Genomic DNA, 25,367 nt, shown 5'->3' with positions numbered 1-25,367 from the left:
GTAGCCTTGTTCTGTACCCTTACATTACGCCACGTCAGGCTCAAGATTCAAGAGCTCACCATAAACTAAATTCAAAGTTTTAATCTCGGTGATCTCAATTTCTGCGAAACGTCCCACCCATGAAGGATCACCTACAAATGTAACCAATCGTGTATTGTCCGCAGTACCGACCAAAAGGTCAGGATTTTTTTCGGAAACACTTTCGATCAGAACACGCTGAATACTGCCCAACATCGCATCTGTTTTACGAATGCTGGATTGTTTAATCCAGTGTTGAACTTTGCTTAAACGTTCTTTTTTCACGTCTTCTGGCGTGGTATCTTCAAGTTCAGCAGCAGGTGTGCCGGGACGTTTTGAATAGATAAAACTATAAGAATGGTCAAAGTCCAAGTCTTTGATAAACTGATACGTTTCTTCAAAGTGCTCATCAGTTTCGCCCGGGAAACCAATAATAAAATCACTGGATAAATGCATATCAGGACGGATTTTACGCAACTTGGCAATCTTTTCAATGTAGACATCAATCGTGTGATTACGCTTCATGGCTTGAAGCACCGCATTTGAGCCGCTTTGCACAGGCAAATGTAAATGCGAAACCATTTGTGGTAAATCACGATAGCATTGAATTAACTCATCAGAAAACTCAAGTGGATGCGATGTGGTATAACGCAAACGTCCAATACCGGGAATTTCTGAAACGAGTCGTAACAATTCAGGGAAAGTACAAATACCGCCTTCAAAGGTTTCACCGCGATATCCGTTGACGTTTTGACCTAATAAGGAAATTTCACGAACACCTTTTTCAGCCAAACCTGCAATTTCTGCCAATACATCATCGAGTGGGCGAGAAACTTCTTCACCACGTGTGTAAGGCACAACGCAGAATGAACAATATTTTGAGCAACCTTCCATGATGGAAACAAATGCCTTAAAGCCCTCGACACGCGGTTCAGGCAAAAAGTCGAATTTTTCAATATCAGGGAAAGAGATATCCACCAGTTTGATTTTATCTTTTTTTGGTTTTTCAACCTGATCCTGATGTTGATCGAGCATTTGCGGTAAACGATGCAAGGTTTGTGGACCAAAAACCATATCCACATAAGGCGCACGTTTTTGAATATTGTCGCCCTCTTGAGACGCAACACAACCCCCAACGCCAATAATCAAGTCGGGGTTGTGTTCTTTGAGTTTGCGCCAGCGTCCTAATTCACTAAACACTTTTTCTTGTGCTTTTTCACGAATAGAGCAGGTATTCATGAGCAGAATATCGGCTTCTTTCGGATCAGTTGTTAAAACATAGCCGTGAGAATCGCCTAAAAGGTCTGCCATACGGTGACTGTCATACTCATTCATCTGACACCCTTGAGTTTCAATATACAATTTCTTGATTGAAACATCATGGGTGTGCGTTGGCTGGGTAACAGTGTTTTCTGAGGCAGCTTTGGCACCATTTGGAATGAAGGTTTGAACCGTCATGTAGGCTCCTAAACAAATTAAAAACGATTGATGGGTGTTTGACCCAAGGAAAGCGCGCAATTGTAGCAGTATTTAAGCGCCAGCGATCAAAATAAATAAGCAGCAATCGATTATCACTTAAATAGCAATGTTTCTGCTAAAACTTATTGGGGCAATTCTGCCGAAGCTTATTGATTTTTCAATTAAAATAATGTGAATATTACTTTTTGGGAATCAGCAGGTTACATAACACAACAGTAGCGAGTGTAAAGAATAATTACACTAACTGAGCGCAGTGGTTTGTTGTGGTCTTAAAAAGCGTCTATGCCATGGAAACAAAAGAGAAAATCTTCAGTGACAGTTTTATTGAAAAATAAATGGATCTATACCAGTATTCTGAGTGCTTGGGCATCATTGAACGGGGCAATGGTGTTTGCCGCTGATGAACAATTTAATGATGCATTGCGTGCTGCCAATGCTGGGGACTTGAGCAGCCTGAATCAATATCAGTTTTCCATGCAAAATGATGTGCTGGGTTATTATCCAGAATATTGGTTACTCAATACCGATCTTGCTTTAAAACCTGCTGCATCCATTATTAATTTCGCTAAGCGCTATCCAAACTCAGCGATGGCAGAAAAATTATCGGCTGATTACGTTGAAGAAAAAGTCAAACAAGGGGATTTTGCGGGTGCACAACCCGTCATTCCCTATGTGAGTAATCCTGACCGTGCGGAAAGTTGTGCCTTGGCACAGGTTCGTGCCAGTTCGGGTGACCCTTTGGTATTTGCTGAATATAAAGATGTCTGGCTCACGACCAATACCCAGCCCGATTCCTGTAATGGACTGGGGCGAATGATGCAGTCCAGCCCGCTAATGTCTGCTCAGGACCGTCAGCAACGCTTATGGGGACAATTACGCGCAGGGCAGTCTGGCTTGGCATTATCGACAGCGCAAACCCTTGGCGTGAGTTTGTCACTGGCTCAGTTGAATCAGATTCAGTCTAATCCCTTAAACTACCTATGGGCTGCACCGAAAGCATCACAAGCGGATTACGCTTACTTGATCTTTGCCATGGGACGTTTGACAGATAGTGATTTAACTTCAGCACTGGCGAATGTCAAAAAAGCGGCTGAAGGCACACCGCCAGATGTACAGAAATATTTATATCGTACTGTGGGCTATATTGGCGGTACCACGGTGATGAAAAATAATTTCAATCGTGAAGTGCTAAATTACTTCGATTTAAGTTATGGCTACCCGATTAGCCCTGAAGAAGCCGAAGTTTATGCCCGTCAGGCCATTCGTTTTGGTTCATGGGAAAGTCTAATTCGTGCGATCGATGCGATGTCGGTGAGCCAGAAACAGGAGGATCGCTGGCAGTATTGGTTAGCTCGTGCTTTAGAGCAACGCAGTGACCGTCAAGCCAAGCAACAGGCGCAGCAAATTTACCAGAAACTTGCCCAATCGGGCGATGATTATCATAATTTACTGGCGCGTGATCATCTTGGGAAAAAATATAATGATATTCCTGAATTTTCACAAGCAAGCAGTGCAGATCTACAGCGATTAAATCAGGATATTCACTTTAGACGCGCTTTTGCATTAAGAAATGTCAATGCACCAGATAATTATGTTAATCGTGAATGGAACTGGGCAGTTCGTCAGGCTTATCTGAAACATGATGATGGTTTATTGTTGGCGGCAGCCCAACGTGCTAGCGAAATTGGATGGTATGATCGGGCGATTTATGCCGCAGACCGTACGGTCAATAAACATAATTATTCTTATCGTTATATCATGCCGCATAAAGTGACTGTGGTGAATCACAGTCAAAATGCAGGCATTGATCCTGCTTGGGCGTATGGGTTAATGCGTCAGGAAAGCCGTTTTGTCACTTCGGCACGTTCGCATGTGGGTGCGGGAGGGCTGATGCAAATTATGCCAGACACGGCAAAATTGATTGCCCGACAAATGGGGGAAACCTACAACCCTGCCGCACTCAGTGATATGAATACCAATGTGCGTTATGGCACATTTTACCTCTCCATGATTCAAAGCCAATTAAGCGGCAATCCAGTATTGGCAACCGCAGGTTATAATGCGGGTCCAAATCGCGCCCGTCGCTGGCAGCCTGATTTTCAATCTTTGGCGGCAGACCAATACACGGAAAGTATTCCTTTGCTTGAGACGCGTGATTATGTCAAACATGTCATGACCAATGCAGCACACTATGGTGTGATGTTGGGGCGGGGGCCTCAATCCATAGAACAACGTATGCAGCCCATACCTGTCCGTAGTACACCTTAAGGAGTACGGACGTTTAATGATAACGGTTAAGTTTTTAGTTCGATGAAAAAAAAGAGTCTCATATACCATTGCTGTTTATGGTCTGCTGGGTGTTTATTCTGGGTGAATATTTATCTATTTGCTCCGAATCTTTATGCAGATACGCCGCGTCTACAGGGCTATGTCATGCAAATACAAATGACTCCAGCGGTCTGTGCGCTGGATTCATCCCGACAAAAGCAACGCAAATGTCTTGAGGGTTATTCCCTGACTATTACAGGATTATTGCCAGAAACTGCACATCCGAGCTGTGAGACAACCTCATCTGCCACGTTGTCGCCATTACAGGCTAAAGTGGTGGCTAGGGTCATGCCAGATGAAAATGCCAGAGCGCAATTGTGGCGTAGTATTGGGGGGTGTATCCCCATGTCAGCCAGTCAATATTTTAGAATGATTATTAACTACGCAGAGCGTTTAAAAATTCCATCAGACTTGACCAATAGCACCAATAAGGAAATTGAAAGAAGTAATTTACAACAGCAATTTACGCGTTTAAACCCGTCATTACCTGCTAGTGGTATACGTTTCAATTGTCAATCTTCCCGCTCAGATTCAATTTTGACAGAGGTTCAAGTTTGCTATCAGGTCAATGGAACCTATAAACAATGTTCAAATCATATCGTTGCAAATTGTCCGAGTGAATTCACGATTAAGGGTAGTTATTAATCACCAAGTCGCAATTGATTTATATTTTCTATCAGACTTTTGTTGAAATTCATTCTCTTTTAAATGCATCTCTGTGTGGTTTGGAGTACAATCTTTGCCGTTTATGATTATTAGATTAAATGGAACGACTATTTAATCATCTTAACGATCCTCAATTGGAGATAATTACATGAAGCAACCCGTTCGTGTTGCCGTTACTGGCGCTGCAGGTCAAATTGGTTATAGCTTGTTATTCCGTATCGCAAGCGGTGAAATGTTAGGCAAAGATCAACCAGTGATTTTGCAATTGCTTGAAATTCCAGTTGAGAAAGCTCAACAAGCGCTAAAAGGCGTGATGATGGAACTTGATGACTGTGCTTTCCCATTATTGGCTGGCATGATCGGAACTGATGATCCTAAAGTAGCATTCAAAGATGCTGACTATGCATTATTGGTGGGTTCTCGTCCACGTGGTCCTGGTATGGAACGTGCTGACTTGTTGAAAGTGAACGGTGAAATCTTCATCGGTCAAGGTCAAGCATTAAATGAAGTGGCGAGCCGTGATGTTAAAGTATTGGTTGTCGGTAACCCTGCAAACACCAATGCTTATATCGCAATGAATTCTGCTCCAGATCTTCCTGCGAAAAACTTCACTGCCATGCTACGTCTTGACCACAACCGTGCTTTGACTCAAATTGCTCAAAAAGCAGGTGTTGCGGTTGCTGATATTGAAAACATGACTGTGTGGGGCAACCACTCACCAACCATGTATGCGGACTACCGCTTTGCAACTGCAAATGGCGTAAGCTTAAAAGACAAAATCAACGATGCAGAATGGAACAAAGATGTGTTCCTTCCAACTGTAGGTAAGCGTGGTGCTGCGATCATTGAAGCGCGTGGTTTATCTTCTGCTGCTTCTGCTGCAAATGCTGCCATTGACCACATGCGTGATTGGGCGTTGGGTACAAACGGCAAATGGGTGACGATGGGTATTCCATCTGACGGTTCATATGGTATTCCTGAAGGGGTGATGTTTGGTTTCCCTGTTACCACTGAAAACGGTGAATACAAAATCGTTCAAGGTTTAGAAATCGATGAATTCAGCCGTGAGCGTATCAACTTTACGCTTAATGAGCTTGAAGAAGAACGTGCTGCAATTGCAGACATGTTGAAATAATTGAGAGTTGATCTGTTTGAATTAAAATAGATTGCTCTGAATGATTCAAAAAACCGAGTTAAGCAATTAACTCGGTTTTTTTCTTCGCATTTTTTGTGTTTAAGGTGTTATTTGCTAAGTATTATAACCCTGAGCATTTTAATGATTGTTTCAATAGGTGTTTTGGAAAATCAGTGCTTAAAAATAAAAAAGTCCCTTTGTTCAAGGGACTACTGCGATATCAATATGCCGACTAAGATGCTAGATGCGCTGCTTTTGCTTCGCCCTGTTGTTCAGCCTGAATGGCTGTCAGTGCAATGGTGAATACAATATCATCGACCAATGCACCCCGTGATAAATCATTTACAGGTTTATTCAAACCTTGCAACATGGGTCCGACACTGACCACATTGGCAGAACGTTGAACGGCTTTATAAGTGGTATTACCAGTATTTAAGTCTGGGAAAATAAACACATTGGCACGACCTGCGACTTGTGAATCGGGTGCTTTTTGGCGACCGACACTCTCTACCGATGCTGCATCGTATTGTAATGGCCCATCAATTAACAGATCGGGGCGGCGTTGTTTGGCAATTTGCGTGGCTTCAGCGACTTTTTCGACATCTGCACCTGTACCAGAAGTGCCTGTCGAATAACTAATCATGGCAATACGTGGTTCAATGCCAAAGGCCTTGGCCGAGTCCGCAGATTGAATCGCAATTTCTGCCAATTGCTGTGCATCAGGATCAGGATTAATCGCACAATCGCCGTAGACAAACACTTCATCAGGCAACAGCATAAAAAAGATGGATGATACCAAGGAGTATTCGGGAGCGGTCTTAATCAATTGAAAGGCAGGGCGAACCGTATTGGCGGTGGGATGAATTGCACCTGAAACCAGACCATCGACTTGATCGAGCGCCAGCATCATCGTACCGAGGACCACGGTGTCTTGAAGTTGTTCTTTGGCCTGTAACTCGTTGAGTTTACCTTTACGTAGTTCGACCATAGGTGCGACATACTGATCACGAATGCTATCGGGATCAATAATTTCCAGATCATCGGGTAATTCAATACCGCGAGCTTTGGCAACCTCGACCACAGATTCTGGTTTCGCCAATAAAATACACTGCGCAATACCCCGTGCCTGACAAATAGCAGCGGCTTGCACCGTGCGAGGCTCATCTCCTTCTGGCAGTACAATACGCTTTTTCGCTGCAATGGATTTTTGTACCAATTCATGTCGAAATGCAGAAGGAGACAAACGCGGTCGCAGATGACTGTTCACTTGCGCTTTCAGCCATGCAGTATCGATGTGGCTCGAGACAAAACGTGTGACTTGTTCGGCACGTTCAGTGTCATCAATTGGAATTTCATTGCCAAAATCGGCTAGACGCTGAGCAGTTTCAAGGGTGTTGAGCTTGGTATGTAAAATGGGCAAGCCACGCTTAATCGCATTTTGACAAAAATCCAGAATCTGTGTATTCGGTGCATTTCTTTCGGTTAACACCAAACCAGCCAAAGGAATGCCATTGCTACTGGCCAAACTGCTGGCCAGTAAAACATCCGTACGTTCTGATGCGCTGATAATCAGTTCGCCTGCGACAAATTTATTCAGTTCATATTCGATGCTTGAGGCAATTAAACTAGAATGTAAAATTCGTCGTTGCTTGGCTTCGCCCTGATGTACCCATTCCCCATCAATAACCGAGGCAATATCCAGTGTTCGAGGTACACTCAAAATATTACTAAAAGGCACCATGCCAATAATAGGTAATTCCTGCGTACCCAGATGCCGATTGTACTGCTGTAATTCGTGACTAAATTTTTCAATTTCTTGAGACAAACGCAGTGAAGGGTCAATCGTGAGCGGAATTTGCGCGCTTTCTTCGGGTAAGCCACGCGTTCGCATGAATAACACCCCAGCAGTACGGTTAGAGCTGATGCCACCAAACTGACGCAAATGAGCTTCAATTTTTTCGGCAGTTTTACGTGGGTTTTGAATATCAGCTGTGCTAACTAAAATCACTTTTGCATCTAGTGCCTGTGCAAGTGCTGCATTCAGTTCACTCGCAAAATGATCTTGCCCATTAGGTAGTAAACCTTCAACAATAATCACATCTTGCTGGGCAGCGATAATACGATGTAGGCTGACCGCTTCTTCCAATAAATCATCCATTTCTCCTGCGGAAATATATTGCAGCAGTTTCTCATGAGAAATAGATTGAACGGTATCACGTTGAAATAAATGGTGAAATAACGACGTGGTGCGGTCAACCTGATTCTGATTTTCTTGCGAAAAAGGTTTTAAAAATCCGGCTTTAATGCCGTTACAGTCGAGCGCGTAGATCATGCCAAGACATGCTGAGGTTAAGCCGACTCCCTCAGCAGTTGGAATCATTAAAATTGTATTCATAATGACCTTAAATCAAAAAATTTGTTGAGATTAAATCTGACGTATTGTTTGTTCAGTGTGGTTTAAATGTTGAAGCACTTGTTTGGTTTCTTGGGCAATACGTCCCTCTTCATCGGTTGGAATGACCCAGATCTGTGGTCCTTCACCGTTATCAATTCGACCTTCCGTGCCGCGCTGTAGGGTATTGTTTTGATTTTTGTCCAGATGGAAACCGAAATGAGGCAAATATGCCATGGTTTTTTCACGAATATACGCCGAGTTTTCGCCAATTCCACCAGTGAAAATTAAACCATTGATTTGAGCTAAACCACAACTTAGCCCAGCCAAAGACTTGGCTAAACGATAGCTGAATACTTCGATAGCAAGAGTCGCATCTTGGTTGCCATTTTCTGAGGCTTCAATCAGCGTGCGCATGTCATTGGACAAATTGTCTGATAAACCGAGTAAACCACTTTCTTTATTGAGCATTTTATCAATTTTATCGATATCCCAGCCCAAATTGTTGGCAATAAAACTATGAATGCTTGGGTCAACATCGCCACTACGTGTTCCCATCACAATGCCTTCAAGAGGAGTCAAACCCATTGAGGTATCAATACTTTCACCATTCCATACAGCACAGGTTGAACTGCCATTGCCTAAATGTGCAGTTAACCAGCCACCTTGCCGGAATTGACCTGCCAACTCACTGGCACGATCAGACACATACGCATGGCTCGTGCCATGAAAGCCATAGCGACGTACATTATGTTCAGTATAAAAAAATTTCGGCAAAGCATAACGATACGCATGTTCAGGGAGAGTTTGATGAAATGCAGTATCGAACACAGCCACTTGAGGCAATTCAGGAAAAAGACGCATGGTGGCATCAATCCCAATCAAATGCGCAGGATTATGCAACGGAGCCAACGGTGTAGCCGCGACAATACGTTCAATAATTTCTGGACTCAGCAATTCAGCTTTGGTTAAGGTGCCACCATGTACCACACGATGTCCGATGGCTTGAGGCTTATAATTGGCTAAACGTGCTAAAAGTGTTTCAAGTGCTTTTTCGTGATCTGCATGCGGAATAGATAATTCCAAGGGTTCACCACCGACTGTAATCCCTTTAATACGAGCTTCTGCTGTACCTAGATTTTCAGCCAGACCATAAATACGATTTTCACGACGCTCTGAAATCAAGGCATATTTGATAGAAGAAGAACCACAGTTAATAACTAAAACGGATGTAGACACGGTGTTGTACCCAAAAGTGTTGTAAATTGTATTCCCTAAAACATTGATTTTTCAGCGCTGATAGGATCAGTCTGAACATCAATGCGACATGTTGTAACATGTGTCGTTTTTATGTCCAAGCTAGACTTTAGCCGATTAGACTTAAGCACTATCGAACATCAATTAATTTATCGTTAGCATTGATGAGTTAAAACCAACGAATATCCAACCTAAGCCACATTTATTTTATAAAATAATATAGCGGGAAGTGACTCGGTTTGACAGATGGATCATGTTGTAATTTATGTAACTTGAAGCATGAAAATAATTATTCATTTCTAATTTTAAAAAGTCAGATTTTAAAATTCAGACTATTGCTGTGCTCACAACAATAGCCTTGAAGTCTTAAATTATTGACGAATTTGTCCGTCACCAAATACGATCCATTTTTGTGAAGTTAAGCCTTCTAAACCGACAGGACCTCGCGCATGAATTTTATCGGTTGAAATGCCAATTTCTGCACCCAAGCCATATTCAAAACCATCGGCAAAACGCGTCGATGCATTGATGATGACGGAGCTAGAATCCACTTCTGCCAGAAATTTGCGCACCAAAGAATAGTTTTCAGTGATGATCGCATCGGTATGGTGTGAACCATATTTGTTGATGTGTGTAATGGCTTCATCAATACCTGTCACTACTTTTATAGCTAAAATAGGTGCTAGATATTCGGTATACCAATCTTCTTCGGTCGCAACTTTAACACTTTCACCCAGAATGCGGCGGGTCTGATCACAGCCACGAAGCTCGACATGCTTTTCTGCATAAAGCTCTGCAATGCGCGGCAAAAACTCGTCCGCAATATTTTCATCGACCAATAAAGTTTCCATAGCGTTACACACACCATAACGGTGTGTTTTTGCATTTAGGGCAATTGGAAGGGCTTTATGTAAATCAGCCTCGGCTTCAACAAAAACATGACAATTTCCATCGAGGTGCTTGATGACAGGAATACGCGCTTCATGGGTAATTCGTTCAATCAGACCTTTACCGCCACGCGGAATAATGACATCGACATATTCACTCATGGTAATCAGTTGACCGACTGCGGCACGATCAGATGTATTGATCACTTGAACCGTATGTTCTGGCAAACCTGCCTTTTGCAGACCATGCTGAATGGCTTCCGCAATTGCTTTATTCGACTCAAGTGCTTCTGAACCACCCCGTAAAATAATCGCATTACCTGACTTCAGCGCAAGAGAGGCCGCTTCTAGTGTTACATTGGGACGTGATTCATAAATCATGCCAACGACCCCTAAAGGCACCCGCATTTTACCGAGTTGAATTCCTGTTGGGCGATAAGACATATCTGTGATTTCGCCAATCGGGTCTTTCAGGCCAATCACATCTTTTAAACCTTGTAGCATCCCCTTAAAGCGTATGGGGTTAAGCTCTAAACGATCAAGCAGTGCACTGTCTAAGTGATTGTCATGTGCTTTTTTCATGTCGATCGCGTTTGCCGCTAAAATTTGCGGTTGACGGTCTTCAAGCGCAGTGAAAATCGCAGAGAGCGCATTGTTTTTGACTAGGGTTGAGGCACTGGCAAGCAAGCGTGAAGCCTGACGCGCCTGTTGACCCACTGTTTGCATATAGTGTTCAATAGAATCTTGCATAGCAGTCTTTGATCGTTTAAAAATCCATATAGATGTACGTTGCATAGTATCAGGCTATGCCCAATTTGGTATAGTCATGCATCTGGGTTAAATGTGCACAAATGCAATATTTAGCGCAAAAAGTTCGTTCTATGCCTCAGTGCTTAAATATTTTGAAACTTGAAAAGTCTTGAAATTAGATGAGCGGTCAACAAAACGGGTTGCTTAAAAAACTGACATCTGTATAGAATGAAACAATAAGGCTATTGACGTTATACAAAAAAGTTGAGTAAGGATACATAGCCGTTGTGTCGCATGGAACGGAGCTTGCACAGATAAAAACAACGCAAGCAGGAGGCAGGAAATGAATTCCATTATCCAGATGGACGCTGATCTTCACCAGTCAGGATCACCTTTTGGTTTTTTTGATCTGTATCATAAGGATATTTTTAAACAGTCTGCTCGTGAAACGTGGATTGATGGTTGGAAAATTGAGTACATGGCGATGGCGGATGTACGAACCATTCATCAAACGCCGATTGTGATTGTGGGCGGCGCATTTCAAAATTTCAACTCTTATAAATATTGCGTAGAGCAACTATTTGCCTGTGGACCTGTCATTTTGATTGATTTACCGTCCATGGGGGCAAATCAACAAATCACGAATCGTGATACAGGTGTTTCTGCCGGAACCTTGGAACTGGGTGATTTATCCAGAATGTTGGGGGAGTGGCTCGATATTGTGGGCATTTCAAAAGTATCCATGATGGGAATGTCCTTAGGTTCGGTGGTGGCTTCTTCATTTGCCCATCAGCGACCTGAATTGGTAGATCGCATGGTGCTGATGGGAGTCATGCAAAAGACCCGTAAAAGCTGGCGGATGATTCTGGAAGAATCGCTTAAGCTGATGCAAGAAGAACGGATGGAAGAATTTGGGCAGGCCGTGATTTTATATTTGGTGAATCATGCCAAACTTGATAAAACTAGGATGTCTCCAACCGCGAAGCGTCTATTTTTTCGCCAAATGGCTGAATTTACTCAAACTGAGCAATTGCGTTACGAAATTAACTGTAATCGATTATTGCGTTTAAAAGATGTTCCAATTCCACAATGCAAAACTTTAGTCGCTGCTGGACAGTACGATAGTTTCACCTTGCCTTTCGAAAATGCCAATTTTGCTTTGCAATGCCCAGATATGCAATTTGCGCTGATTGCCAATGCAGACCATGTACCACAGTTGCAACGTCGTAAGGAAACCATGCATTTATTTGCGACCTTTTTAAATGGTGAGTCAATTCAGGATTTGGATGGCATTATTCCGATGACGCGTGAGCAAATCAAAAATATGGACCGTCGTGGTGAAGAGCGAATTGAAATCAGTCAACCACATACACAATTGACACATCGTTATTTGCCTGAGCAGTTCAAAGTTTCAGTTCGTGATTTAAGTTTTTTTGGGGTATTGTTGCATTTAGAGCAGCAACATCAGGCGAGTCAGGTTGAGCATTATCCACGTGACTTGGCTTTACACCTTGAAGATGAAGAAGGTGCTTTTAGTATCGAGTGTTTAATTTTTCAGGTGGATGGCTCTGGAATTCGGGCGATTTTTAAGCATGGTAGTTTTGCTGTTGCGGATCGTTTACTGCGCTTTGTGGCGCGGCAAAAAGAACATCAACTTCAGTACGCTGAGGTGGTGTGACGTGAAAGGACTCATACCTTAGAAGCCAGTATGGGTCACGTCATTTGGGGATAAAAAACAGCGTTTTTAACGCTGTTTTTTATTGCTGGCATGAATGGTCCAGACCAGATCGCCCAAATGCTCAGTAGAGCTTGAAGGGGTGAGGTGATGACTATCTGCTGGTTGTGTTACTTTGACTTCATGAAAACCATTTTCTTTAAAAAACTGTTCTACATCGTTTGGAGTCGTGAAATGAAAACTAAACGCACTCCGTGACATCCATTTTAAAAGTTTGCTGCTACTCCAGATAATGTGAGCCAGTTTATTTTTGACAGGTTCAGGATATAAATCGGTCAAATAATGCAGCTGGGGAAATGTACGTCCATATTGAGCTATGGATTGAATAAGTTGAGCCAATAACGGCTTATCAAAATAATTAATTAATCCTTCACTGATGACCACCAGAGGCAGGGACGAGTCAAATAAGTCAAAGGCTTGTTTAAATTCTTGAGTAAATAAATCCACCGAGAGCATGTCAGGAGCATCAGCTTCAATCTGTTGTAATGCAGCCTGCTTGGTTTGAGCCATATCGGGCAAATCTAGTTCACGGTAAGTAATCTCTGGATAATGCTGCCTAAACCACCAGCCACGAGGCGAAAGACCACTGGCAATTTCGAGCACCTGTAATTGAGGATGCTGTTCAATTAAGCTTTTCAGTTGATCATCCAATAAGGTATGCCGTTGTTTGAGCGTGCTGCGCATACTGCCACCGACATACTTTTCGGCCCAGCTTTCCAGTGGGTGAACCAGTGCTGCGAGCGTTTTCCCTTTTTTTGTAGCCAGTGCTTGATGAGAGATTCCCATTTGATACCAGATATACCCTGTATAATGGGCAGTAAACGAGATATGTCGATGTTTTGAAAGGGCTTGGGTCATATTCCTGAACCTATTATTTTATTTATCATCCGTGTGTCATTTAAAACATCATGCGTATGCCGATCGATTGGATTTCTTTCTTAACTGTTTAATTCCTTTTTATGTTCTCAAAAAGAGAGAAAAATAAAAAAGCACGTAAGAAAGAAATCAACTCATGATGTAAAAAGTGACTTTATTATAACCTTCAATACCTTAAAAGCTATCTTTGAATTGCTCAATCTGATCTTTATGAGACTGCCACACTTGACCCAGTGCAAGGCTATTACCTATTTCTAACTCAGGAATCTTACCACGCATACGCTCTAGGCGTTGCTGATTTGGTAAAGCTAGATCTTGAATTGAATCGAGTGCCAAACAAGCCGATGAACGGTCATTACAGACCAGTCCCATGTCGCAGCCTGCGGTGAGTGCCGCATGTAGACGCGCATCTGCTCCACCTGCCACACACGCGGCTTGCATACTCAAATCATCTGAAAATAATACGCCATCAAAGTTCAGTTGTTTGCGTAAAACTTCTTGAATCCAAAAAGGTGAAAAACCCGCAGGGTTTGGGTCGACCTGTTCATAGATGACATGGGCAGGCATTAGTGCATCCAGTTGCGGCATCAACTGAATAAAGGTTTGCATGTCTTGTTGATAGATATCGTCATACGGGCGCGGGTCAATTGCTGCGGCAACGTGCGAATCAGCCTGAACTGAACCATGACCCGGAAAATGTTTGCCCGTCGTTGCCATGCCGGCGTGTTGCATGCCTTTCATAAACGCCGATGCCAAGGGCACAATATCTTGCTGGTTTTTGGCAAAACCGCGATCCCCAATCACATCGCTAATCGCATTAATGTCTAAAACTGGCGCGAAACTAAAATCAATACCGACGGCTAACACTTCAGTTGCCATTAACCAGCCACATTGCTCGGCCAGTTGAAGGGCTTTTTCTGGTTGTTGTTGATACAGCTCACCAAAACGTCCCATTGCAGGCAATAGCGTAAATCCGCTTTTTAATCGTTGTACGCGACCGCCTTCCTGATCGACAGCAATTAAAATATCTGGACGGATTTGACGCATATGATTAGTCAAGGCGCGAACCTGTTGGGGGGATTCAATATTTCGCCCAAATAAAATCATGCCGCCGACTTGCGGATTGCCCAATAGTTCAATATCTTCTGAGGTAAGTTCTGTGCCAGCAATGTCTAGCATCAATGCGCCAATCATAAAGGTTGCTCGTCTAATTTCTGGATAAAACAATAGCGGAATTCTGCAATGATTTGCTACATTTTGTCAGCATAGAATATGATAAAACTACACGACATACACAAATTAAGTTGGGTAAGATGTTGAATCTGTGACATTCGGGGTCGATGGCACAGTGTGTATATTGGAAAATCCAAGGAAGTATTAAAAATTTATGAAACTTCAAATGATAGCTTGTGCGGTTGCAGTCGCGACTGGTGGATTGTTTTTCACGCATGCGATAAACGAAGCAATTGCGGCAACTGATACTGCACCTGCGACCATCTCCCAAAACATTCAGCCGACTCAGGAACAACAACTGGTATCACGTCAATTGGCAACGCTGGTTGACCGTCAGCATTATTTAAACATGCGTTTGGATGCCAATACGTCCAATCGAATTCTGGATATGTATCTGGATAGTCTGGATCCTGATCACTCGCTATTTTTGGCACCCGAAGTTCAGGACTACAAGGCGAAGTATGGTTCAAGTTTTGGTGCGGCATTAAAAGCAGGCAACTTAACAGGTCCTTATGCGATACATGACCAATATCGTAAACGCTTAAAAATGTTTTATGAGTTCATGCTGGCTGAACTGAAAAAGCCACAAAACTTAAAACAGCCCAATGTTTATATTGATACTGATCGTGAAAAAGCGGCCTATTTTAAAAATACCGCTGAACAGCAGGATTATTGGCGTAAAATGCTGGTGTCACAGTTAATTAATTTGACCATTAGCAAAGAAGAAGATCTGGCCAAACAAAAAGCCTTAAAAGACAATCCTGAATTGGCAAATGGTCAGGATTTAGCCAGTGCTGAGGATTTAACTCCTGTACAAACACTGACCAAGCGTTATACCCGTCAGTTGGAGCGAGTCACTCGAGTGAAAAGCGATGACGTGCTGGATAAAACCTTAAATGCCATGATGGCAACTTACGACCCGCATAGTAATTATTATCCACCGATTGATGCGATGGAATTGAATCGGCAAACCACGCTACAGTTGGAAGGCATTGGGGTTTCGATTCGTCCTGAACGTGGCAATGAAGATTACATCAAGATTGAAACGATTGTAGAGGGCGGCCCAGCCAGCAAGTCGGGTCAAGTCAAATCAGGAGATCGCATTATTGGCGTCGCTCAGGATGGCGACAAAATGGTCGATGTGATTGGCTGGTCGAGTGCTGAAATTGTTGGCTTGATTCGTGGTAAACGTGGCACCAAAGTGACTATTAAGCTACTTGGACCGGGCGCACCAATGAGTCAGGCACGTAGCGTCAGTCTGGTTCGTGACGTGATTCAGGAAGAAGATGCGGGTGTGCGTTCACGTACAGTTGAGGTGATGCGTGATGGTAAAAAACATACTTTTGGTGTGATTGAAATTCCCTCATTTTATTTGAACTATCGTGCGCGCCGTGCTGGAACTGAATATCGTTCGGTATCTGAAGATACCAATAATGCATTGAAGTCACTTTCGGCTAAAAATGTTGATGGGATTCTTATCGACTTGCGTAACAATCCGGGCGGTTCACTTGAAGAAGTCGCACGTATGCTCGGACAAGTGATCAAATCTGGTCCTGTGGTGCAAATTCGTGATGGCAATGGCAATGTCAGCGTCTTTGAAGACAATGATGGCGGTGCGCAAACCTATGCAGGACCATTGGCGATATTAGTCAATTTGGCTTCGGCTTCTGCCAGTGAAATTTACTCGGCTGCGATTCAGGATTACGAGCGCGGAATCGTGATTGGTAGTACCACGACTGGTAAGGGAACAGCACAAGTTCAACTGGATACTTTGGCGCACGGTCAGGCGACTTTAACACAACGTAAGTTCTATCGTGTCACGGGTGGAAGTACTCAAAATAAAGGCGTGATTCCAGACATTAAATTGGTGGATATTTACGATGAAGAGTTTGGTGAGCGTAAGGCCAAGAATGCGTTGAAATGGGATACCATTCCAACTGCACCATTTAAGCGTGAAGGTTCAATCCAGCCTTATGTGGAAAAACTCTCTCAAGAATCTAAAGCGCGTGTCAGTATAGATCCGCAATTTAAATATCTTGAAGCTCGCCGAACAATTGCGGATGAAACCAAAGATCAAAAACGTATTGTTCTGGATATTGATCAGCGTAAAGCAGAAATTTTAAGACTGGAAAAACGCACACTGGATGCTGAAAATCAACGTCGAACAGCAACAGGTTTGAAACCATTTGCGAATTGGGAAAGTTATCAGGCATCACTGGATGCTTTAAGTGAGTCTCGTGCCAAGATGAAAGTCAATGCGCGTCCACCTTTGCCTGAAGAGGAGACCTTTGTAAATGAAGCAGCCAATGTCTTGCTGGATTATGCCAAAGTGCAAGGACGTTCTTAATCTCGAGTAAGACATCGTCTCAATGAAACTATCGCATTGAAAGGCGGTTAAGATCAAAGAGCATATTTCGATATGCTCTTTTTTTTTGTCACTAAAATGTCATCATGGCATCATCAAAGTGTCAAAACGGCTGTCTAATATTTGAGCTATGAAAATAAATCAAATGGATAGTTGTATGCAAGGTGTGTTCGCTACAACGCTGCTAAAACAAGAAAATTTTCCAGAAAACTTTAAGTTCTATTTTAAAAATAGACAAGCCCAAGTCAGTCAAGACTGGCATGCGCTCAATCAACTGGTACGTCCCAAACTTAAAATTGCAATTGTCACAGAAACATGGCCGCCCGAAATTAATGGGGTTGCCTTATCGCTGTTACAGCTTTGTAAGGGTTTACAGCAGCAGGGACATAAAATCTTACTGGTTCGTCCGCAACAAAAAATCAACTGCGATGAATTTTCCCCAAATAAAGAATGTCTAGTCATGTCACAGGCATTACCCAAATATCCGGGGCTGCAATTTGGCTGGCCACAATATTTGAAAGTCAGTAAAGCCTTTACTGCATTTGCTCCAGACGTTGTGCACATCGTCACTGAAGGGCCGCTTGGGCTCACTGCATTGCACGCGGCTCGATCAAGAAGCATTCCTGTCTCTAGTGGATTCCACTCGCCATTTCAGGATTTTAGTCGTTTCTTCGATTTAGCTTTTTTACTCAAGCCGATACAAAACTATTTACGTTGGTTTCATAACAGTACAGATATGACCTGTGTTCCAAGTCATGATGCTGAAAAAGCGTTACGCAGTTTTGGTATTCAATGTCCCTTGAAGGTGGTGGGGCGCGGCGTAGATACCGAAAAATTTTCACCGCAATATCGTTGCGAGAAATTGCGTGAGAAATGGGGCGTCACAGATAACACAACGGTCATGTTGTATGTAGGGCGGTTATCACCCGAAAAAGAAATTGAATTGTTGATTGAAACCCATAGTGCAATGCAACGGATGCAACAACGTCATTATAAGTTGGTGATTGTGGGGGATGGACCAGACCGTGCTCGCTTAGAAAGCTTAGTAAAATGTAACAATGTTGAGTTTACTGGCAGCTTAACTGGCAAGAATCTTGCAGCAGCATATGCAAGTGCAGATGTGTTTGTATTTGCGAGTCAAGTTGAAACCTTTGGCAATGTGGTTTTAGAAGCCATGGCAAGTGGTTTACCAGTGGTCGCATACGATTATGCTTGCGCAGGTCAATACGTCGAGCAGCAGGTCAGTGGTTGGCTCAGTCCTTTAGGACAAGTGAATCATTTTATACAGTCGCTGTATCAGCTACCAGCACGACAACAGTTAAGGCGAATGGGATTACAGGCAGCACAGCATGTAAAGCAAAGCGGTTGGCAACAGCCAGTTTATGAAATGGAACAAGCCTTGTATCAGGTAGTAAAAGAATGCTACCGAGTATAAATCTCAGTAAATGTGAGAGGAGTGTCACCATGAATTTTAAAAATGCCAAAATTAGAATGCTTGATTTGGATTTAAAAGGTTGTGTTTATCTAAATCATTTTTCTCATTCGCAGCGTGTTGCATTGTTTTTTAAAACTGTCAGTCGATTAGGCGATGGTTTATTTTGGTACATCATGCTCTTTATTGTGTGGGTGTCACAAGGGTTGTTTTATGGTTTGCAAATCATTTACTTACTGCTCGGCGGCTCAGTGGGTACGGGTATCTATAAATTTTTAAAACATAAAACCACGCGTCCACGCCCTTATCAGGTGCATCAGGTAATTGTATTGGGTGAGCGTCCCTTGGATCATTTTAGTTTTCCATCGGGTCATACTTTGCATGCGGTGATGGCGAGCATTGCTTTAGGCTATATTCAGCCAATTCTGGTCGCTGTCATGTTGCCATTTACCATTTTGGTGGCACTGTCCCGTATGGTGCTGGGATTACATTATCCAAGTGATGTGATTGTGGGTGCCGTGATTGGGACTGTGGTAGGGTGTGCGATTATCTTTACTGCGCCACTTTTAAATATTTACTTATAAGCAGCGACACATCTGCATGTTTCAATGGTCCAAAGTTTGCTAAAGTAGCACTCATTTGATGAAAAACAACAGGACAATGCTATGGGTTTACGCTGGACGGATACCATTGATATCGCCATTGAATTAAGTGAAGCACATCCAGAAGTTGATCCGCAATGGATTCGCTTTACCGATTTGCATGCATGGATTTGTGCACTCCCTGAATTCAGTGATGATCCAGCCAAGTCGACAGAAGGCTTACTTGAAGCCATTCAGATGGCATGGATCGACGAAGTTCGCTAAAAAAATCATCGGAAATTTATAACTTTTACATAATCATGGCTGCTTATTGCCGTATACATCGGTATAATGCGCCCAATTTTTTACGTTTAAAATTTTAAGCGAGGAGCCACACATGGCAATCGAACGTACTTTATCAATTATCAAACCAGATGCTGTTGGTAAAAACCACATTGGTGAAATCATTGCACGTTTTGAAAAAGCGGGTTTAAAACCAGTTGCAATCAAATACAAGCAATTGACTCAAGCAGAAGCTGAAGGCTTCTATGCTGAGCACAAAGAACGTGGTTTCTTTGCTGACTTGGTTGCGTTCATGACTTCTGGTCCAGTGGTTGTTTCTGCGCTTGAAGGCGAAAATGCAGTGCTTGCGCACCGTGAAATTTTGGGTGCAACCAACCCGAAAGAAGCAGCTCCAGGGACTATCCGCGCTGACTTCGCAACCAGCATTGATGAAAATGCTGCACATGGTTCTGACTCTGTTGCTTCTGCTGAACGTGAAATTGCGTATTTCTTCGCTGCTGAAGAGATCTTCCCGCGCACTCGTTAATCGAAAGCATCCAAACCAGATAAGTGGTATTATACTTATCTGGTTTTTTTATTCTCTCTGAATGGTGTTGCTCTAAAAATGAGCGCAACAACATCATGAATATACGTTTTAGGTAAGCTCATGACTTCTGTAATCGATAGCACAGTACCCACAGTGAATGCACAGCCTGCTGATGCAGCGGTTCAAGCTGTCAGTGCCAAAGTGAATCTACTGGGTATGTCTCGTACAGAGTTAGAGAAATTCTTTGAACAATTGGGAGAGAAAAAGTTTCGCGCAGGTCAGGTGATGAAATGGATTCACCAGTACTTTGTCACTGATTTTGCTGAAATGAGCAATATCTCAGGCAAGCTACGCGCCAAGCTTGAGCAGGTTTGTGAAATTAAAGCCCCTGAAGTGGTACATCGCAACTACTCCAAAGACGGCACCCGTAAATGGGTATTTCGTGTTGGTGATGGTGCTGGTTCATTGGTTGAAACCGTCTTGATTCCCGCTGAAGATAAAACGGGTTCTCGCAAAACCTTATGTATTTCATCGCAAGTCGGTTGTGCACTGGACTGTTCATTTTGTTCTACAGGCAAACAGGGTTTTCAACGTGATTTAACGCCTGATGAAATTATTGGACAGCTTTGGGTCGCCAATCAGTCTTATATGGAAGATGTACCTGTGGCTGAGCGTGAACGCTCGGTGACCAATGTCGTGATGATGGGAATGGGTGAGCCATTGTTAAATTACGATGCAGTCCTGAGTTCAATGCAGTTAATGCTGGATGATTTTGCTTATGGCATGTCCAAACGCCGAGTTACACTCTCTACTTCGGGCGTAGTTCCCAAGATTGATCAACTGGCACAGGATATCGATGTTGCGCTGGCAATTTCTTTACATGCGCCGAATGATGAACTGCGTAATGAGTTAGTTCCAATCAATAAAAAGTATCCACTGCAACAATTGATTGCAGCATGTCAGCGTTATCTGGCCAAAGGTGGTAATGAAAGTACACGTAAACATGTGACGGTCGAATATGTGATGCTGGATGGTGTCAATGATCATCCTGAACATGCGCAACAATTAATAAAACTATTAAAAAATTTACCAAGTAAAATAAATCTGATTCCATTTAATCCATTTCCACATGCGCCTTATGGGCGTTCGAGCCGAAATCGTATTATTGCCTTTCAAAAAACTTTGTCTGATGCTGGATTTGTGTGTACGATTCGTCAGACACGTGGCGATGATATTGATGCTGCATGTGGTCAACTGGTTGGGCAGGTTGCAGATCGAACCCGTCGTGCTGAACAATGGAAAAAGAAAGTTGCTGAGCGACAAGAGATTATTCGCTCGCAGGGATAATATTGGGGGTAGAGTTGTTGAACAGTTTCACTTCACGTTCCAAGGTCTGGATATCAGCATGCTTGATGGGCATGATGCTATCAGCCTGTCAAACCCCCGCTAGTACAAAAGACCCTAAAAAAGCCGTACAAGTACGGACTCAACTGGCGGCTGAATATATCAAGTCAGGCGATTTGGATGCCGCAAAGCGTGCACTGGATCAGGCACTCGAAGTCAACTCGCGCGATTCCATGGCCAATATGATGATGGGGGTACTGCTCCAGCAAGAGGGTAGTGCAGCCAATTTGGAGCGCGCAGAAACTTATTTTAAACGAGCCATATCAGAAGATTCAAATAATGCACAGGCTCGTAATAATTATGGTACGTACTTGTATCAACGACAACGTTATAATGATGCGATTGAACAATTTGCGATTGCTGGGGCAACACTGGGGTATGATCAGCGTTTTCGAGCGCTGGAAAATCAGGGGCGTATTTATGTTTTGCTTGGTGATCAGATGAATGCTGAAAAAGCATTCAAGCAGGCACTTCAGGCAAATCGTGACTCTTACGTCTCCATGCTAGAGTTGGCAGAGATTTTTTATTTGCAACAGCAAATACCAGCTGCGACACAAATGTACGAACAATATGTACGTACCGTGGGTCAGACTAATCAGGGGGCGCGTGCACTCTGGGTCGGAATTCGAGTGGCGCGGGCAAATGGTGATCGGGTGGGAATGCAGGCATTGGTGAATCAACTGCGTGCTTTATTTCCCGATAGTTCAGAATATAAACGTTATTTGCAATTACAGTACAGTACTGAGGCCGTATGGAAATAAATCCTAATTCACAGCAGCCAACTGGCTCAAGTTCACCTACTTCAGCATTAGGAAATGTTCAGCGTCCGGGCGAGTACTTACGCCAGATTCGTATTGCTCAAAAGCTTGAATTGAACGATGTGGCATCGGCTTTAAATATGCCCCCTAAAACCTTAACGGCCTTAGAGCAAGATGACTATAAAAGTCTGCCAGAGCCTGCGTTCATTAAGGGCTACTATCGTTCTTATGCTAAATATCTGAAAGCGGATGCGACTGCGATCATCCAGCGTTTTGACGAGATTTATGCCAATGACACAGGATTATTGCCTAATCATGCTTTGACCAATTCCCCGATCAAAATTATGGGGAAATTGCCGGGTTCTAAGAGTGATCGTAACCGAAAATGGTTGAAACGCGGACTAATCCTTGCGGTGGTATTGGTGATTTTAGGGGTGCTGGTGACAGCAATTCAAAATTGGTCTGCCAAGAAAAACGAAGCAGCGATTCCAGAAAATTCAAATGTTGAAGTGCTGCCATTGAACAGTGGAGCAACGGCTTCAGGCGATGAATTGGTGCTTAACTTTAATCGTCCGACATCGGTGCATATTGTAGATGCTAGCGGTAAAGTGCTGGCGACTGGTCGTCAGGCAACCACCCTAACACTCAATGGCCAATCACCATTTCAAATTCGTTTGGATGATGCGGCGGCTGTGTCATTAAGTTTAAACCAAGAACCGATTTCATTGTCTCCATATACGGTAAATGGTAAAGCTGATTTCCGTTTATCTCGTTAATGAAGATTCAATTAGAGTGAAACAATGATCGAAAATCCAATCAAGCGTCGTCCAACACGGAAAATACGTGTGGGTTCAGTCTATGTCGGTGGCGATGCCCCGATTAGTGTCCAGAGTATGACCAATACCGAAACTTGTGATGTCGATGCCACTGTCGCACAGATTCAACGTTGTGCGGATGCAGGTGCGGACATTATGCGTGTTTCAGTACCTTCGATGGAAGCGGCTGAGGCGTTTGGGGAAATTCGTAAACGTGTTACGGTTCCTTTGGTCGCCGACATTCATTTTGATCATAAAATTGCGCTGGCTGTAGCCGATTATGGTGCAGATTGTCTACGAATTAATCCGGGCAATATTGGTTCCGATCAAAAAGTTCGTGAGGTCGTAGCGGCGGCGCGTCATCATGGTATTTCCATTCGTATCGGGGTCAATGCCGGCTCTTTGGAAAAAGACTTACAGAAAAAATATGGTGAACCGACAGGGCAAGCTTTACTTGAATCTGCACTGCGTCATATTGATATTCTGGATCGTCTGGATTTCCATGAATTTAAAGTCAGTGTCAAAGCCTCTAATGTGTTTTTAACCATGGATGCTTATCGTCTGCTTTCACAACAGATTGATAATCCGTTGCATTTAGGCGTCACTGAAGCGGGTATTTACCGTACAGGGACAGTCAAATCTGCAATCGCGCTTGGTGGTTTGCTGATGGAAGGTATTGGCGACACCATGCGGATTTCACTGGCGGCTGAACCCGAAGATGAAATTAAAATTGGTTTTGATATCTTAAAATCATTGGGATTGCGTTCTAACGGCATTAACTTTATTGCTTGTCCAAGCTGCTCGCGTCAGGAATTTAACGTGATTAAAGTGATGCAAATGCTGGAAGAACGTCTGGAAGATGTGCGCACACCGATGGATGTTTCCGTCATTGGCTGTAAAGTGAATGGTCCAGGTGAAGCCAAAGAGGCGGATATTGGCGTGGTCGGGGCATCACCTCGTTCGCTGGTTTATCGCAATGGTGAAAAAAGCCATCTGATTGAGACGGATCAATTGGTTGAAGAAATCGAATCAATGGTTCGTGAACGGATCAAAGCGTTAGAAGACGCAAAGTCTAAAGAAATTATTCGTACAAGTTCTGAGTAAGTCATGAGTTCAATTGTTGCAATTAAAGGTTTTAACGATATTCTTCCGAGCCAAACGGGCGCATGGAGACGTTTAGAACAACATCTGGCATCTTTAATGGATACTTATGGCTATCAACAGATTCGACTGCCGATTGTTGAACAAACAGGTTTATTTAAGCGCGCCATTGGTGATGCAACTGATATTGTCGAAAAAGAAATGTACACCTTTTTTGACAAGGGAACACCGCCTGAATCCTTAACTTTGCGTCCTGAAGGAACAGCAGGTTGTGTCCGTGCAATGCTAGAACATAATCTTTTGCGCGGTGCGACACCACGAGTCTGGTATCTTGGGCCAATGTTCCGCTATGAGAAACCACAAAAAGGGCGTTACCGTCAATTTCACCAGTTTGGCGTGGAAACGTTTGGAGTGGCAACGCCTGATATTGATGCTGAAGTAATTTTATTGACTGCGCGTTTATGGAAACGCATGGGCGTAGCCGATAAAGTTCAACTTGAACTGAATACTTTGGGTGAAATGGATGAGCGGGCTGAGTATCGTGCGGCATTGGTTGAGTTTTTAACTCAGCACAAAGATGCACTGGATGAAGACTCGCAACGCCGTTTAAGCACTAATCCATTACGAATTTTAGATTCAAAAATTGAAACGACTCAGAAAATTCTGGAAAATGCGCCGAAACTGCATGACTTTTTAAAACAAGACAGCATGGATCACTTTAAGCAACTGCAACAGTATTTAAGCGATGCAGGTATTTCTTTTGTGATTAACCAAAAATTGGTGCGTGGGCTGGACTACTACAACAAAACCGTTTTTGAATGGACCACCACAGCATTGGGTTCACAGGGCACTGTTTGTGCAGGCGGACGTTATGATGGTCTGGTTGGTCAGTTAAAAGGTAAAGCGGATCAGTCTGTGCCTGCGGTCGGTTTTGCCATGGGCATAGAGCGTTTATTGCTATTACTTGAACAAGTCGAACAAGCACAAACAACGCGTGATTGTGACGTATTTTTAGTGGCTGAACCTGCTTATCAGGGGCGTGCGCTGATTTTGGCAGAACAATTGCGTGATCAGCTTGAAGCAGTCAACAGCCGGCTTCGCGTTAAAACAGGTTCACAGGGCAGTATGAAAAGCCAAATGAAAAAAGCCGATCAGTCTGGTGCAGTGTACGCTATGATTTTGGGCGAGCGCGAGTGGGATGCAGGAGAGTTGACTCTAAAAGAGTTGGCTACGGCTGAACAATCCAATGTGGCGATTAAGCAACTGGTTTCATTTTTAACTGAAAAATTGGCAAAATAAGCGAAAAAGCTGAAGGAAAAGGAACGT

General features: G+C 43.3%; 20 protein-coding genes. 14 read left to right on the top strand and 6 right to left on the bottom strand.

The genetic code is table 11. The features are described 5' to 3' along the window. Positions 1-24 precede the first annotated feature (24 nt). On the bottom strand, positions 25-1,476 hold the full coding sequence (gene miaB / locus E0D95_RS07985) for a tRNA (N6-isopentenyl adenosine(37)-C2)-methylthiotransferase MiaB (RefSeq protein ID WP_130803377.1): 1,452 nt from the start codon (positions 1,474-1,476) through the stop codon (positions 25-27). Between the two features lie 345 nt (positions 1,477-1,821). On the opposite strand from miaB, the gene E0D95_RS07980 reads away from it, so the two are divergent. The 3 genes from E0D95_RS07980 (at position 1,822) to E0D95_RS07970 (ending at position 5,626) form a co-directional block, all read left to right on the top strand. Next, complete coding sequence (locus E0D95_RS07980; RefSeq protein WP_165443259.1) at positions 1,822-3,765, top strand: lytic transglycosylase domain-containing protein; 1,944 nt, start codon at positions 1,822-1,824, stop codon at positions 3,763-3,765. Between the two features lie 42 nt (positions 3,766-3,807). Continuing rightward, complete coding sequence (locus tag E0D95_RS07975; RefSeq protein WP_130803375.1) at positions 3,808-4,470, top strand: ribonuclease T2 family protein; 663 nt, start codon at positions 3,808-3,810, stop codon at positions 4,468-4,470. A 169-nt stretch (positions 4,471-4,639) separates the two neighbouring features. After that, the gene (locus tag E0D95_RS07970; RefSeq protein ID WP_130803374.1) at positions 4,640-5,626 is read left to right on the top strand and encodes a malate dehydrogenase; all 987 of its coding nucleotides are present in this window, start codon (positions 4,640-4,642) and stop codon (positions 5,624-5,626) included. Positions 5,627-5,858: 232 nt separating this feature from the next. Here the strand turns inward: E0D95_RS07970 and pta are convergent, their stop codons facing one another. The 3 genes from pta to E0D95_RS07955 form a co-directional block, all read right to left on the bottom strand. Beyond that, positions 5,859-8,021: a phosphate acetyltransferase gene (gene pta, locus E0D95_RS07965; protein ID WP_130803373.1), complete on the bottom strand. Its 2,163-nt coding sequence runs from the start codon at positions 8,019-8,021 to the stop codon at positions 5,859-5,861. Positions 8,022-8,051: 30 nt separating this feature from the next. Then, positions 8,052-9,257, bottom strand: a complete 1,206-nt coding sequence (locus E0D95_RS07960) for an acetate/propionate family kinase (RefSeq protein WP_130803372.1) — start codon at positions 9,255-9,257, stop codon at positions 8,052-8,054. Between the two features lie 389 nt (positions 9,258-9,646). After that, positions 9,647-10,912 (bottom strand): glutamate-5-semialdehyde dehydrogenase, encoded by a 1,266-nt coding sequence (locus E0D95_RS07955; RefSeq protein ID WP_130803371.1) that lies wholly within the window; start codon positions 10,910-10,912, stop codon positions 9,647-9,649. 343 nt (positions 10,913-11,255) lie between these two features. Between E0D95_RS07955 and E0D95_RS07950 the strand changes: the two genes are divergently transcribed. After that, positions 11,256-12,590 (top strand): alpha/beta fold hydrolase, encoded by a 1,335-nt coding sequence (locus E0D95_RS07950; protein ID WP_213073699.1) that lies wholly within the window; start codon positions 11,256-11,258, stop codon positions 12,588-12,590. A gap of 66 nt (positions 12,591-12,656) precedes the next feature. Here E0D95_RS07950 and E0D95_RS07945 read toward each other — a convergent pair whose 3' ends face one another. Further along, positions 12,657-13,505 (bottom strand): class I SAM-dependent methyltransferase, encoded by an 849-nt coding sequence (locus E0D95_RS07945; protein WP_130803370.1) that lies wholly within the window; start codon positions 13,503-13,505, stop codon positions 12,657-12,659. Positions 13,506-13,697: 192 nt separating this feature from the next. After that, entirely contained in the window at positions 13,698-14,717 is a 1,020-nt protein-coding gene (nagZ, locus tag E0D95_RS07940) for a beta-N-acetylhexosaminidase (protein ID WP_130803369.1), read from the bottom strand. 193 nt (positions 14,718-14,910) lie between these two features. Between nagZ and E0D95_RS07935 the strand changes: the two genes are divergently transcribed. The 10 genes from E0D95_RS07935 to hisS all read left to right on the top strand — a co-directional run bounded on the left by E0D95_RS07935 (position 14,911) and on the right by hisS (position 25,340). Further along, on the top strand, positions 14,911-17,103 hold the full coding sequence (locus tag E0D95_RS07935; RefSeq protein WP_130803368.1) for a carboxy terminal-processing peptidase: 2,193 nt from the start codon (positions 14,911-14,913) through the stop codon (positions 17,101-17,103). A gap of 175 nt (positions 17,104-17,278) precedes the next feature. After that, on the top strand, positions 17,279-18,556 hold the full coding sequence (locus tag E0D95_RS07930; protein WP_130803367.1) for a glycosyltransferase family 4 protein: 1,278 nt from the start codon (positions 17,279-17,281) through the stop codon (positions 18,554-18,556). A 29-nt stretch (positions 18,557-18,585) separates the two neighbouring features. Next, entirely contained in the window at positions 18,586-19,137 is a 552-nt protein-coding gene (locus E0D95_RS07925; RefSeq protein ID WP_130803366.1) for a phosphatase PAP2 family protein, read from the top strand. An 81-nt stretch (positions 19,138-19,218) separates the two neighbouring features. After that, positions 19,219-19,419 carry a Fe-S cluster assembly protein IscX gene (iscX, locus tag E0D95_RS07920; RefSeq protein WP_130803365.1) on the top strand — a complete coding sequence of 67 codons (201 nt, stop codon included), beginning with the start codon at positions 19,219-19,221 and terminating at the stop codon, positions 19,417-19,419. Between the two features lie 112 nt (positions 19,420-19,531). Next, positions 19,532-19,963 carry a nucleoside-diphosphate kinase gene (gene ndk / locus E0D95_RS07915; protein WP_130803364.1) on the top strand — a complete coding sequence of 144 codons (432 nt, stop codon included), beginning with the start codon at positions 19,532-19,534 and terminating at the stop codon, positions 19,961-19,963. A gap of 120 nt (positions 19,964-20,083) precedes the next feature. Next, complete coding sequence (gene rlmN / locus E0D95_RS07910; protein ID WP_130803363.1) at positions 20,084-21,310, top strand: dual-specificity RNA methyltransferase RlmN; 1,227 nt, start codon at positions 20,084-20,086, stop codon at positions 21,308-21,310. 65 nt (positions 21,311-21,375) lie between these two features. After that, complete coding sequence (pilW, locus tag E0D95_RS07905; RefSeq protein ID WP_130804862.1) at positions 21,376-22,128, top strand: type IV pilus biogenesis/stability protein PilW; 753 nt, start codon at positions 21,376-21,378, stop codon at positions 22,126-22,128. Next, positions 22,119-22,901, top strand: coding sequence for a helix-turn-helix domain-containing protein (locus E0D95_RS07900; RefSeq protein ID WP_130803362.1), 783 nt, complete (start codon positions 22,119-22,121; stop codon positions 22,899-22,901). Before pilW ends, E0D95_RS07900 begins: the two co-directional genes overlap by 10 nt. A 24-nt stretch (positions 22,902-22,925) precedes the next feature. After that, positions 22,926-24,044 (top strand): flavodoxin-dependent (E)-4-hydroxy-3-methylbut-2-enyl-diphosphate synthase, encoded by a 1,119-nt coding sequence (gene ispG / locus E0D95_RS07895; RefSeq protein ID WP_130803361.1) that lies wholly within the window; start codon positions 22,926-22,928, stop codon positions 24,042-24,044. A 3-nt stretch (positions 24,045-24,047) separates the two neighbouring features. Next, a complete protein-coding gene (gene hisS, locus E0D95_RS07890) occupies positions 24,048-25,340 on the top strand; it encodes a histidine--tRNA ligase (protein WP_130803360.1) in 1,293 nt (430 codons plus the stop codon). Positions 25,341-25,367: the final 27 nt, after the last annotated feature.

It is taken from the genome of Acinetobacter ihumii (assembly GCF_900625095.1).
Taxonomy (GTDB): Bacteria; Pseudomonadota; Gammaproteobacteria; order Pseudomonadales; family Moraxellaceae; genus Acinetobacter; species Acinetobacter ihumii.
The sequence above is the reverse complement of the archived record's forward strand: the minus strand, read 5'-3'. Positions and strand labels throughout refer to the sequence as shown.